The following is a 12,036-nucleotide window of genomic DNA, read 5'->3' as shown; positions in this document are numbered from 1 at the left end:
TTTCTGGAGCTTCTGATAAAAATAAAGATCCGATTTTTACAGTGGAAGATCTTGTAGAAAACGGGTTATGTATCGGAAAAGGTTCAAAAGAAAAAAGGTTAATGCTGGGAGATATGTTAAATATAGGTTACTATAATTCAAAACAGTTATTAAATGCATTGAATTCATTTAATATAACAAGAAGTGAATTTGAGGAAGCGATGAAAATAATAAAAGAAAAATAGAAAAAAACTGTCTCGACTCCTTAGAGTTAAGACAGTTTTTTTATAGGATGTGGTTAACTTTGACAATATTTATAATGTATGTAATCCCTTTTTGTTGTGATCTTTCTGTTTTTCTTTATATTTTCTTACTTGTCTTACAACTTCTGCAAATTGATTTGCTCCTTCATCAGGCAAGTCATCTCTTGTAACGGAAGTTACAACAGCATGTTTTAATCCTAAAATTTCAAATTTAGCGCCATTTTAACATAAAATTTTATCCATTTTAAGGCGCAAAGAGATAAAATCGACTTGCAATTCAAGCAAAGGAGCAAAAAATGCAAGAAGCAAAAACGAGAAAATTTAGTCTCAGATTTAATCACGAAATTTCAAGTAGTGGCGCAGAGGTGCGGCTTTGGCTGCCGTTAGTGCTGCAAGAGCCCTATCAGAGGTTGCTTGGCGAATATCATGCCCGCTCAAATGCACAAGAGTCGGCTATCTGTGGAGATCATATAAGCACGTACTACGCGCGCTTCGCACCCGATAAAGAGGCAAGAGCGGGCGTCGGCAAATACGGCGAGCAAGGTGTCGTAGGCGAAGATGACGATTATTTTGAGCTTAGCTTCGATATTGAAATTTCGGAGCGAAACACTGATTTTAGCAAGGTAAGCTTTAATGAAAACGAGCGCTTGAGCCCAGAGATCGAGGAGTTTTTAAAGCCTTCAAAGCTAATTCCGGTAGGCGGCGCTGCAAAACAAAAATCAGACGAGATCACCGGCTCGCTTAAAGGCGATCTGGAAAAGGCGCGCGCGATCTACGAGTGGGTTGCAAAAAATATGAGTCGCGATAATAGCGTGATCGCATGCGGCAGCGGCGACGCAGCGACAATTTTAAGCAGCGGCAAGCTAAGCGGCAAATGCGCCGATATTAATAGCGTGTTCGTATCGTTCTGCAGGGCAGCTGGCATTCCTGCTCGCGCTATTTACGGCATCCGCACGGGCGCAGCGCAGAAATTTTCTCCTGAAATGGGCGTCATGGGCGCCCTAAGTGGCGGTGCGCTTGAAATTTCGGGCGCGCAGCACTGCAGGGCGGAATTTTATCTAAAAGGCCACGGCTGGATCCCCGTCGATCCCGCGGACGTTACGAAGGTGCGGCTGGGCGAAGGCTTAAGCGAGGATGACTCCAAGCTGGCGCGGGTGCGCGAATATCTTTTCGGTAACTGGGAGCCGTGCTGGCTGGGCTTTAACTACGCTCGCGAAATCGTGCTAAATCCGCGCCCGGCGCATGTCCCGATTGAAATTTTTTCGCATCCGTATTGCGAAGTGGGCGGTACGCCTAAAGATCCGTACTCGCCTAAAAATTTTATCTACGAGTATTTTTCGCGAGAAATTTAATCCTCTGACGGCTTGCATTTTATCGCCGCGATTTGCTTAAGCTAAGCCGCCGCACTTCGTCGAGGCTCAACCGTTTCATCGAAGCGCACGCTTGGCTTTGCGACAGCGGCGCTTTTGCGTGGTTTTGCCTACGCCGCCGTATACTGCCTACGCGCCTAGTTTGCGGGCTATCACGCCCGCTTTGGCGAAATTTCGCGCTATGTCTTTGGGCGAAATTTTGAAATTTTAAATATGGATAGAATTTTAAAATTTACGGCTTGCAGAATTTTAAATTTAGCGATTTCAAAGCCGCAAAAGGTTAAAATCCACGCGTAATTAGGGCTAAGGCTTAGCCATTTTATTTTGAAGGCATTTCATGCAAAGACGCGATTTTTTAAGAAACACTGCGATTTTAGGCGCCGTTATGGCGACTCCGAGTACCATTTTGGGCGGGGAAGAAGTCATTGGCAAAAAGAGAGCTTTCGGGCTATCGCTAAATCACGAAATTTTGGAGAAGGGTAAGCAGACGCGGCTTTGGATACCGCTTCCTCTCATCACGGAGTATCAAAAGGTAAGCGACATAAAATTTGACGGCAATTTCAACGATCCGTCCGTGGACTATGGCGAAATTCCGACGCTCTATGCCGGCTACGTCGGGGTGGCAAAGCCCACACTAAATATTAAATTTAGCGTCGAGACCTTTGAGCGAAATACCGACTTTAGCAAGGTAAAATTTAATCCGAACGAAAAGCTTAACCCCGAGGTAGCGAAGTTTTTGGAGCCTAGCACGCAGATTCAAATCGACGGCGTCGTTAAGCAAAAATCAGACGAGATCGCAGGCGGCATCAAGGGTGATCTGGAAAAGGCGCGCGCGATTTATACGTGGGTGGCGAACACTATGCAGCGCGATAACAGCGTGCTAGGCTGCGGGTTAGGGGACGTGAAGCAAATTTTAAGTAGCGGCAAGCTAAGCGGCAAATGCACCGACATAAATAGTGTTTTCGTCGCACTTTGCCGTGCGCAGGGCATCGCCGCAAGAGAGATGTTTGGCATCCGCGTCGGCGCGTCGAGGTTTAGCGCTCAAATGGGCGCCGCGCCTAAAGACGGCGTCAGCCATATCTCGGGCGCGCAGCACTGCAGAGCGGAATTTTATCTAAAAGGCCACGGCTGGATCCCCGTCGATCCTGCGGACGTTACAAAGGTGCGATTGGGCGAGAAGCTAAGCAATGACGACAGCAAGCTCGCTAAAATTCGCGAGTATTTATTCGGCAACTGGGAGATGTGCTGGATCGGCTTTAACTACGGCAGAGACTTCACGCTAAGCCCACGCCCAGCGCAGTTTCCGATCAATAATTTTGGCTATCCTTACGGCGAAGTGGACGGCAACACGCTTAATTATTACTCGCCGAAAGATTTCAGCTACGATTACAGATCGAAGGAGCTGTAGCGGTTCGCGTTTTGCTATGCGGCACGTCGAACTACTTGAGCTTTTTGAGTAGGTATACAAGAAAGGCTTCCCGCTAGACGACTTTGGGCGGATGTGTAAAAGCGCGCCTAATCTACATGCTACCGCGCCTGCATCGGCAAAAAATTCCGCGCTTTATTTGGCGTGGAATTTTAAAATTTCAAGATGAACGGAATCTTAAAATTTTGATGTTCAAGATTCTAAAATTTTGATAGCGCTTCGAGCGATTTTGTGCGCTCTAAGCGATCTAAATTATGAGCTAAATTTTACGACTAGCAAGGCTTAAATTTAGCCGCGTAAAGCGTCGCGCTAAAGCCGAATCAAAAGAAAATAGAGCCGCCGCAAAAATTAAAATTCCGCAAAAATATATTCGTTAAAAATCAAGCTAGCGCTCTTAAATTTAAGGGTATAATTACGAAGCAAATTTACAAAATTTAACCGAAGGAGAGACCATGAAAAAATTTCGTTCACTGCTGCTGTGTGCGGCGGTGGCTGCGACTTTGAGCGCCCAAGGCGAGAGTAGTGAAGACAAGGTGGAAAAAATCACTTCGATCGACATCTATGTTTCGCCGTTTTATTCGGCTAAAGAGGGCAAGCCCGAATACGTACACGTTTATGAGCCGATCGACGATCTGTTGATGAAAAACGACGTGCCGAGCCTAAAAAAGGCGATCAAAATCATCGAAGACGCCCCGGATATGGTCGCTCCGACCACGCTGATGACCGTCGCTGCGCGCGCTTATGATCTGGGGCTTAAGGACGACGCGGTGTTTTGGTTCTACGCGGGCAAATACCGCTTCATCTCCTTCGCCTCGGTAATCGACGTCAGCGGCGCGATGTTTATGGAGACGGTAGAGGCAAATTCCGCTTTCATGCACCTTGCAGGCGATGTGATCAACCCATACGCATTCTGCGACATCGACAAGCAGCAGATCATAGTCGAAAAGGCGGTCGATTGGGTAAAAGATCACCCGTACAAGGCGATATTCTCGGATAAATTTCCATCCATGGCTAGCGACCGCAAGGCAGCTCTAAAGGAAGTGATAGAAAAGTTCAAAGCCGATCAGCAAAAGCAAAAGCAGTATTTTGCCGATCCGAAAAACAGAGCCGATTACATCGCCGAGCGTAAGAAATACCGCACCGACGAGCGTTTCTGCGACTAAATTTGCGGCTAAGTTTATCGCCTAGTCAGCTTTGGCTAGCTTAGCCGTACTTTGCCTAAATTTCAGCTCGCAGGCTAAATTTAGGCAAATTTCAAACTATGCTTCAAAATAAAATTTAAGGAAAAGGCGTGAGCGAAATTTTAAAAAACGTGATGCCGCCGCCGTGGATCAAATACCCCGCTCTTAGCGAGTTTTCGCTCGGCTGGTGAATGGGCGCGGCAGAGGATTATAAATTTAAATTTTGGCAGTGGTTCGAGCGGCTGGATGAAGCGGTGCAAAAAGCGTATGCGCAGGCCTTCCCCTATCCTTGCTTTTGGCACTACGGCGGCTGGGACGGGCTGAACGAGACGCCTGAAAATGAGCGCATGGCGGCGACAGATGCTGCTCAGAGCCACGAAATTTGAAATTTAGCGAGCGTGGTAAGCTTAGGGGCGATCTTACGGACGACACGGACGATTTCTACCGCGAGGGCGTGCCGTTTTGGCGAGCAGGCGGAGCGGCGAAATACGATAAAACTTCATTAATAAATTCTTCCGAAGCGCACGAATTTCTATTTTTCTACAAGCCGGATGCGGCCGCGGATGAATCCTGCCTCGGGCAGTGGCAGAGCTCGCCTTTTGCCGTAGATGCCGATGAGTATCTATGCGCCGAGCAGTTTATGATGGCGAGCAAGGCGCAAATATTCGGCGACGAGCAGACGCGGGCGCGGATAATGCAAAGCCGCGATGCAAAGCAGATGAAGGCGCTAGGCAGGCAAGTGCGGGGCTTTGATGAGCGGCTCTGGGGCGAGGTGCGCTACAGCGTCGTGCTAAGCGGCAATTACTATAAATTTACGCAAAATCCCGCGATGATGCGCTTTTTGCTCGCGACGGGAGATAAAATTTTAGTTGAGACCAGCCCGCTGGATAAAATTTGTGGTATCGGCCTTGGGCTGCAGAGCGAAAACGCAAGTCGTCCGAGCGCGTGGCGCGGGCAAAATCTGCTCGGCTTTGCGCTGATGGAGGTGCGAGACGAGCTGCGCAGGCTATATAAAAACTACGACCTGATCGATAAGAATTTTTTGTAAGATTAGGCGGCGGTTAAAATTTTACCGCTCCCGCCGGGTACATTCGGCACGGACATAGCGCGGCAGCGAGGCGAGGCGGTAAATTTATAAAATTTTAAAATTTACGCAGACGGCTGAGGCTCGCGCCGCTTTTGCAGTAGCGATAGTTAGATCGGAGGCTAAATTTAAACGCGCCGTCTTAGTGTCCTGCGCCGAAGAAATTACACATCGCCGTGCCTATCACGATGAGCGCTATGCCGCATATCGCGGGCACAGAGAGCTTTTCGTGGAAGTAAAACACCGAAAGCAGCGATGCTAATACTATGCCGAGCCCGCCCCACGTAGCGTAAGCGACGCTAAGCTTTACCGTTTTTAGCGCAAGCGCTAAAAAATAAAAGCACGCGCCGTATGCCGCTAGCGTGGCTAGAGAATAATTCAGCTTACTAAATCCGTCCGAGAGCTTCATACAGTTGGTCCCCGCTAGCTCCAAAACTATAGCAAGCCCCAAATAAACGTATCCCATAAGCGCTCCTTAATGTAATTTGAGCCGAAATTTTATAGAAATTTCTCTTAAATTTCACCCAAAGGCGTCCCTGGCGGCTTGCGTAAAATTTGCGCCACATATTTGAGTAAAACCGGCGCTTCGGCGACGTAAAATTCCACCGCTACCGCCTAAAAATCGAAGTTTTTTAAATTTAGCCACGCGGTGAAATTTTATCCGTTTTTATATACGAACATTATATAATTATCAAAATTTTTCCAAGGAGAGAGGATGAAAAAGCTCGCTACGATACTTGCGCTGCTCTGTGCGGCGGCGTTTGCCAAGGAGTATGAGTATATAGTGCAAAGTATGAGCTACAGCTCACTCGGGGAGCGCAAGGAGAGCACGTATCTAAGCTACGACGCGGCGACGCGCAAGCTGGAGCAGATAAGAGATACGAACTCCTCGGACGGCCTAGGCTCTAGCTACAAAGAGATCAGCTACTTTGACGAAAAGGGGGGAATTGTTAAATTTGAAGTATTTAACCTCGATCTTAAAAGCGGCAAGTGGGAAAAAATAGAAGACTACGCGGAAAGCGTAAAGGGTAACGTCACGACGCGCGAAACGAATTCGATAGCAGATGACGGCACGCGCAATGCGAGTAAAACCGTCTCCAGCTACGACGGCAACGCGACGCAGGATGTGCGATATAAGTTTGCGAAGGGCAAATGGCATAAAGAGAGCATGAACAGATCCGTAAAAAACGCGTGGGATAAGGAGGAGCTTACGATAAGCTTCAAATGGGACGGCAAGAGTTGGCAGCCCAAAGATAAGACCGAAATTTTCTATGACGCCTCAGGAGAGATGAGCGGATACGTGAGCTACGAGTTTGTAAACGGCGCGTGGCAAAACAGCGAGCGAGAGATGCTTAACGGCGATCGAAACGGCAGCTACGAGCAGATCCGCAGCACTTTTCAAAACGGCGCGTGGCAAAACGCGACGATGAGTAAGCACGAGCTTGATGCCGCGAAAGGCGAGGGGATCGTTACGAGATTCATCTGGAACGACGAGAAGGGCGCATGGGATAATATGAGCAAACAAACCGTTATCAAGAAGGGAGCGGATCTTAATATGACCTCGTATCTGTGGGACGAGCGGCTTAAAGAGTGGGTCAAAAGCTACTCAAACGGCGAAATTTACGATAAATCAGGCGAGCAACTGCTCGAGCAAAGTTACGAATCAAATTCCAGCAGCGGCAAATACGTCTATAGCTACGACGAGCACGGCAGCAATACAGCGATGGATATCTACAAGCTTGATGCGAGCGGCAAATGGGTGCAAACCGGGCGCTCAGAGGCTACTTACGATACCCAAATCCCGGCTGATAGCGTGGGATACGGAGCCGCGCTGATGATGTTTGAGATGCCTAGTATCTACGCGATAACAAGCTTTAAGGAATTTAAGATTAAAGACGGCAAATCCGAGCTCATAACGGAGCAGACGTGGAAATATAAAAAGATAAAGTAGCGTTGAAGATGCATCGGTAAAATTTCGCGGCTAAATTTTACCTGCGCGGTGTTGCGCGAACGTCGCGGTTAAATTTAGCAGGCGCAGTGCTATTTATGCGGATGTGGCGCTGCGCGGTTAGATTTAGCAGGTGCGGTGTCGCGTTTAAATTTGACAGGCGCGGCGTTGCGCGAACTATGCAGTTAAATTTAACGGCGTGGATCTTTCGTGCGGCGTGTAAATTTTAAAATTTAAATCCTACGCCGCGGCAGGTCCGCACTCAGCGGCGGCAAAAGAAAAGGTCGAAAAATGGTTTTAATCAAAGTGACAAGAGCGGCTATTTCGGCTTTAATCTCGGCGAGTATCTGTTTTGGCGTCGTAGAGGCGCAAGATCACGGCGCGGCGAGCGAGCAAAAACAGACGATGCAGGGCGGCGGGAGAGATGATCGGACGCCCGCAGACAAGCAGAGCAACGAAATAAGCGCAACAAAGCGCGCAGACGAGCAAGGTGGCGAGGCGCAAAATTTTAAAATCAAAAAGCGCTATTTTCGCAGCTGTTCGTGCCTACACAAACAAAAATCAAAGGGCCCCGCCCGCCTCTACGATGAAATTTCGCAAGAGCAGGCCGAAAAATCGGCGAGCTATTTCATCGGCTATTTCAAAGAGGGCAAGCTAAGCCGCTATGAGAAAATTTACGAAGGCGAGAGAGCTTTTTCGAGCGAGGATATAAAGCGGTAGACGCAATTTAAAATTCAGATAAAGGAGCGGTCATGAGAGGTGTTTTTAAAATTTCGCCCGAGGGTGCGGCAGATTTTGCAGCGCTAGATTTAAAGGCGCGAGCGATTGTTTCGGCGGGCGCTTTTGGGGCGCAGACGGCGGTTTTGGCAGGCAAGCTTCGAGTTCGAGCGGCAGTTTTGGCAGGCTCTATTTTGGCGGCGACGTTAGCTCTCGCTGTGCCTGCGGGCGCGACCGAGACGGCAGCAAAACACGCGGCGGCGGATAAAATTTGCCTACAAAAAACGAGCTACAAAACAGAGGGCGGCGCCGTGCCGCGCTACGAATATGAAGTGAGCCAAAACTACGATGCCAAAACCCACCGCCTAGAAAAAATCTACAAAAAGAGCAGCAAAGAGGGAGCGTCCGTATCGAAAAGCTTTAGCAAATTTGACGAAAGCGGCGAGCGCGAGATCGAAAATGTCGAATACGACTGGGACGCGGATACAAACAAATTTCGCGAAACGGCGATGAGCAAGCAGGAGATCGCAAAGGACGGCTCGAAAATTTATTTTAGTCTGCAAAAGGACGGCAAGCCATACGAGGGTGAAAAAGCCGTCGAAAAGCGCGAGGGTAAAACGGAAATTTTACAAAATTTCACGCTAAAAAAGGGCAGATGGACGCCGACACACCTTACTAAAAGAATTGTCGACGAAAACGACAGAAACAATTTCGTAGCGACCTATGAATGGAGCGCCAAAGCGAAAAAATGGGTGCCGTACGAAAAATCTATATATCACTACAACGGCGACGCTTACGCGGGCTCCGAAGGCTACGCGTGGCGCGGCAAATGGGTACCGCTTACAAAACACACCGTCTTTACGGCGGCGGACGGGACGCGCAGCGAGATAAATTTTATATGGAAGGACGACACATGGCAGCGCGATGAAAAGATCTTGCGCAAAATCGAGCCTAAGTATAGGCGCTTTAGCGAGCTAAGATCGCGCTGGGATGCCGCAAAAGGCGAGTGGAGGGAGTACTACAAAAACGTGCACGAGGAGACCGATGAAAGCAGACCGCTACGCGAGCAAACCGTGCTTTGGCGCGAGGAATCGCAACGCTGGGAGGTCGTGTTTGAAAACGAGCTTAGCTACGACGCGCGCGGCAACGTGATAAAAAATCGCACGGCCTCCGATGGCAAGCAGTACGAGTACATCTACGACTACGACGAAGCGGGCAATAACATCTCGATCATCCTGCGCGAGCCTGATGAGAACGGCAAATGGCACGAAACGCAAAAGACGCAAAACGTCTTTGAGCGAGACATTTTAGCGCACGACGTCCTGGATCGCGGCTTCATCGGTGACTACATAGCCGCGGGCGAAAACGCGATCAAAAGCAGCAAGCAGTATTTTCTAAAGGACGGCGAGTTTAAGCTAAACGAAACTCGCGAGTGGGTTTACGGCAAATGCGAGCCGCAATAAAATTTAGAAAAGCCTCATGAACGAGCCTTATATCGTTAAAATTTCAGATAGCGACGCGATGATGTTCGGCTGCGAAGCAGACGAGCGGGTGCGCGGGCTTAAAATGCGGCGCAAAGGACGGACGAGACGTCGCCGAGATCGACGTGCCCGAAGATGGCTGGACGAGATACCTAGGCACCGACGGCGAGACCAAGGAGGTCGCATTTTTCACGGCATTTTTCTCGGGGCAGTTCCGCCCGCACCCAAAAGATGGCGAAAAGATCGGCTTCGTACTTACCAAAAAGAGTGGTGAACGCATACCGATAGGGCTCGGCACTATGTATAAGGCGGCAGACGGCGCATTTGCGCTCGCGGATCTTGACGCGCATAGCGACGTATGGGGCGGAGCTCGGGAGCTACGAGGAGCAAAACGGGTGAAATTTTATAAATTTCAAGAGGGCAGCGTCAAAGCAACGGACTATGAGGCGCAAGACGGGCTTTGCGAAGCGTTTTACGTAGGCGAAAAGATACGCGTCAAAAGCGTGCTAAGCCGCCACGCGAGCAAGGCTGGCGGGGCTAGCGGCGATATTTCCACCGTGCAGACGCAGGGCGAAATATCGCGCGCCGCCGAAATTTTAAACTCGCGCGAAAAGCCCTCGCTGCAAAGCTCTAGCAAAAATTTAGCGAACAAAAAGAGCGCCGCGCAAAAAACCGATAGCGAGGCGTTAAAACCGGAGGTAGAGGCGCTAAAAAATATTATCTGCTACAGATAAAAACAAAGTCGATTGAAATTTCAGTTTAATGAGTAAAAATTTTGCTAAAATTTTAAATAAAAATATCTTTTTAAGGAGCAAAAAATGAGAAAAAGCGTTTTATTCTTCCTCTTGCCGCTGTTTTTATTCGGCGGCGAAGCGCAAAAGCAGCTAAACGTCTTTCAGCTAACGCCGTCAAAGATGCCGCCGCAGCAGTTTAAGGTCGAAGCGGTCTTTTCAAAAGAGATCAAAGCCGACTGTAACGACGCGTATCTGATCGGCGGCAAAATAGAGCAAAAAGAGGGCTCGGACGGGCTTTATTACGAGTTTAGCGGCGGCGATGAGCTTGCTCAAACGCTGATGCTCTGCAAAACCGAGAAGCAAAAAAAATGGGTCTATTATGAGCTTGAAGCGCCTTTTTTCTACACTCCGGGCGAAATTAGAATTTTAGCGCCCAAAGACGTCAAGGTCGAGCTTAGAATTTACGAACTCGTAGAGAGCAAAGAGCCTAAAATCCGCAAGATGAAATAATTTCGCAAGAAACAGGACGGACCGAGCTTATGCATGGCGGAATTTCCGCCATGCAATAGATCTTTCATCGCGCAATGGTTTTGCGCGTAGGCGAGATAAATTTTACGGCGAAGAATGGAATTTCGGCACCGATGGGTCGTTTGGTTAAAATTTCAGTATAATTTCGCAAAAACAAGGAGAGAGCATGTCAGAGAGAATTTTTGAAAGCCTAAAAGAGCTTTTGACGCAGCAGGGCGCGCGCTTCCGCGTCGTAGCTCACGAAAGCGCGGGCACCTCCGCCGAAGTCGCCAAAATCCGCGGCACGCAGCTAGGACAGGGCGCAAAGGCGCTGGTTTGCACGATCAAAGGCTTTAAAGACGGGCAAATTTCTTTCGCGCAAAATTTAAATTTAGCAAGCGCCGATGACGCGCAAAGCCCTAACGCTTCCGCCCTTGCGAGCGCTCAAGGCTGCGAAAACGGCGCCTGCGCGGGAAATTTAACTTTAACCGCCGATCAAATTTGCGCAAACGTGCCGCAGCAGCTGAAGCTTCCTAGCGACAAACCCGCGGGCAGAAACGGCAGGATCTACGTCCTAGCGGTTTTCGCGGCCGATCACAAAACCGATCTAAAGCGCCTGGCACAGGGGCTCGGCGGCACGAAAGCATCGCTCGTAAGTCCAGATGAAGTGGGCGATCTCACGGACTGCGTCATCGGCTCGGTGCCGCCGTTTAGCTTCCACGACAAGCTGCTGCTAATCGCCGATCCGTCGCTATTCGGACGCTTTGAAGAGATCGCTTTCAACGCGGGCCTGCTCGATCACTCGATCATCCTAAACGCGCAGGATTACGCGCGCATCGCGGCTCCACGCATCGTTAGCTTCACCGAAGAGGCGCAGGACTGCGAATAGCCGCGCATCGTCCGTTTCACCCAAGAGGAAGATTCGGATTAAATTAACCCAAAAGCAAGGGCAGAAAAAGACAGCGCGAGAGTGGTTGTAAAAAGGGCGCTTTGATTTTTGATCTTTTTTTCTTCATATTAAGGCTTTAAAATTTGCAGTATGATCAGGAGTAAAGAGATCGCGACCGAAACGAGGGGAAATGTTATGAAGCAGGTGTGGATATTTTTGCTGTGCCTACTTGCGCTATGCGGCATGGAAAATGCCGCGGTCAAGGAAGACGATGCGCCGCAGCCAGAGATTTATCAGAGTATGAAAGATATTTACGACGATCTACCGATCGCGCAACTGCCGATTCGCTATCCGGGAGAAATTTCGCCCTTAGCGGCTATCGATAAAAATTTACTTGATAAAAATGAGCTGTTTTCGTTCACAAAGGATAATTTTTTAATCGACAATCTAAGCGCGT

At 49.0% G+C, this 12,036-nt stretch carries 14 protein-coding genes; 13 read left to right on the top strand and 1 reads right to left on the bottom strand.

The genetic code is table 11. From position 1 onward, the window contains the following. The 6 genes from Q0095_RS04495 to Q0095_RS04470 form a co-directional block, all read left to right on the top strand. Positions 1 to 224, top strand: a 224-nt coding sequence (locus tag Q0095_RS04495) for a DUF4093 domain-containing protein (RefSeq protein ID WP_297881757.1), incomplete at its 5' end; no start/stop codon positions are given. Positions 225 to 538: 314 nt separating this feature from the next. Continuing rightward, the gene (locus Q0095_RS04490; RefSeq protein WP_297881755.1) at positions 539 to 1,594 is read left to right on the top strand and encodes a transglutaminase-like domain-containing protein; all 1,056 of its coding nucleotides are present in this window, start codon (positions 539 to 541) and stop codon (positions 1,592 to 1,594) included. A gap of 355 nt (positions 1,595 to 1,949) precedes the next feature. Next, entirely contained in the window at positions 1,950 to 3,020 is a 1,071-nt protein-coding gene (locus Q0095_RS04485; RefSeq protein WP_297881753.1) for a transglutaminase-like domain-containing protein, read from the top strand. 470 nt (positions 3,021 to 3,490) lie between these two features. Continuing rightward, positions 3,491 to 4,201 carry a cytochrome-c oxidase gene (locus tag Q0095_RS04480; RefSeq protein WP_297881751.1) on the top strand — a complete coding sequence of 237 codons (711 nt, stop codon included), beginning with the start codon at positions 3,491 to 3,493 and terminating at the stop codon, positions 4,199 to 4,201. 209 nt (positions 4,202 to 4,410) lie between these two features. Continuing rightward, the gene (locus Q0095_RS04475) at positions 4,411 to 4,605 is read left to right on the top strand and encodes a hypothetical protein (protein WP_297881749.1); all 195 of its coding nucleotides are present in this window, start codon (positions 4,411 to 4,413) and stop codon (positions 4,603 to 4,605) included. Continuing rightward, the gene (locus Q0095_RS04470) at positions 4,602 to 5,267 is read left to right on the top strand and encodes an NADAR family protein (RefSeq protein ID WP_297881748.1); all 666 of its coding nucleotides are present in this window, start codon (positions 4,602 to 4,604) and stop codon (positions 5,265 to 5,267) included. The genes Q0095_RS04475 and Q0095_RS04470 overlap by 4 nt, the downstream gene beginning before the upstream one ends. Positions 5,268 to 5,445: 178 nt before the next feature. Here the strand turns inward: Q0095_RS04470 and Q0095_RS04465 are convergent, their stop codons facing one another. After that, entirely contained in the window at positions 5,446 to 5,769 is a 324-nt protein-coding gene (locus tag Q0095_RS04465; protein ID WP_297881746.1) for a multidrug efflux SMR transporter, read from the bottom strand. Positions 5,770 to 6,018: 249 nt separating this feature from the next. Here Q0095_RS04465 and Q0095_RS04460 point away from each other — a divergent pair, with 249 nt between their 5' ends. From Q0095_RS04460 to Q0095_RS04430, 7 genes are all read left to right on the top strand, one after another. After that, on the top strand, positions 6,019 to 7,254 hold the full coding sequence (locus Q0095_RS04460; protein ID WP_297881744.1) for a hypothetical protein: 1,236 nt from the start codon (positions 6,019 to 6,021) through the stop codon (positions 7,252 to 7,254). Positions 7,255 to 7,542: 288 nt separating this feature from the next. Beyond that, positions 7,543 to 7,971 (top strand): hypothetical protein, encoded by a 429-nt coding sequence (locus Q0095_RS04455; RefSeq protein WP_297881742.1) that lies wholly within the window; start codon positions 7,543 to 7,545, stop codon positions 7,969 to 7,971. Between the two features lie 32 nt (positions 7,972 to 8,003). Further along, on the top strand, positions 8,004 to 9,431 hold the full coding sequence (locus Q0095_RS04450) for a hypothetical protein (protein ID WP_297881740.1): 1,428 nt from the start codon (positions 8,004 to 8,006) through the stop codon (positions 9,429 to 9,431). Between the two features lie 143 nt (positions 9,432 to 9,574). Beyond that, complete coding sequence (locus Q0095_RS04445) at positions 9,575 to 10,183, top strand: hypothetical protein (protein WP_297881738.1); 609 nt, start codon at positions 9,575 to 9,577, stop codon at positions 10,181 to 10,183. Between the two features lie 84 nt (positions 10,184 to 10,267). Then, positions 10,268 to 10,693, top strand: coding sequence for an ecotin family protein (locus tag Q0095_RS04440; RefSeq protein WP_297881736.1), 426 nt, complete (start codon positions 10,268 to 10,270; stop codon positions 10,691 to 10,693). Between the two features lie 184 nt (positions 10,694 to 10,877). Next, complete coding sequence (locus tag Q0095_RS04435; RefSeq protein ID WP_297881734.1) at positions 10,878 to 11,579, top strand: YbaK/EbsC family protein; 702 nt, start codon at positions 10,878 to 10,880, stop codon at positions 11,577 to 11,579. A 150-nt stretch (positions 11,580 to 11,729) separates the two neighbouring features. Further along, positions 11,730 to 12,036: hypothetical protein (locus Q0095_RS04430; RefSeq protein WP_297881732.1), on the top strand; the 307-nt coding region annotated here is incomplete at its 3' end.

It is taken from the genome of uncultured Campylobacter sp., from assembly GCF_938045535.1.
Lineage (GTDB): Bacteria > Campylobacterota > Campylobacteria > Campylobacterales > Campylobacteraceae > Campylobacter_B.
The sequence above is the reverse complement of the archived record's forward strand: the minus strand, read 5'-3'. Positions and strand labels throughout refer to the sequence as shown.

Bases quoted from the DNA above. Each gene is read 5' to 3' on its own strand.
- Q0095_RS04485 (WP_297881753.1), top strand. From the start codon at position 1,950: ATGCAAAGACGCGATTTTTTAAGAAACACTGCGATTTTAGGCGCCGTT.
- Q0095_RS04480 (WP_297881751.1), top strand. From the start codon at position 3,491: ATGAAAAAATTTCGTTCACTGCTGCTGTGTGCGGCGGTGGCTGCGACT.
- Q0095_RS04435 (WP_297881734.1), top strand. From the start codon at position 10,878: ATGTCAGAGAGAATTTTTGAAAGCCTAAAAGAGCTTTTGACGCAGCAG.
- Q0095_RS04460 (WP_297881744.1), top strand. From the start codon at position 6,019: ATGAAAAAGCTCGCTACGATACTTGCGCTGCTCTGTGCGGCGGCGTTT.
- Q0095_RS04465 (WP_297881746.1), bottom strand. From the start codon at position 5,769: ATGGGATACGTTTATTTGGGGCTTGCTATAGTTTTGGAGCTAGCGGGG.
- Q0095_RS04475 (WP_297881749.1), top strand. From the start codon at position 4,411: ATGGGCGCGGCAGAGGATTATAAATTTAAATTTTGGCAGTGGTTCGAG.
- Q0095_RS04490 (WP_297881755.1), top strand. From the start codon at position 539: ATGCAAGAAGCAAAAACGAGAAAATTTAGTCTCAGATTTAATCACGAA.
- Q0095_RS04455 (WP_297881742.1), top strand. From the start codon at position 7,543: ATGGTTTTAATCAAAGTGACAAGAGCGGCTATTTCGGCTTTAATCTCG.
- Q0095_RS04440 (WP_297881736.1), top strand. From the start codon at position 10,268: ATGAGAAAAAGCGTTTTATTCTTCCTCTTGCCGCTGTTTTTATTCGGC.
- Q0095_RS04450 (WP_297881740.1), top strand. From the start codon at position 8,004: ATGAGAGGTGTTTTTAAAATTTCGCCCGAGGGTGCGGCAGATTTTGCA.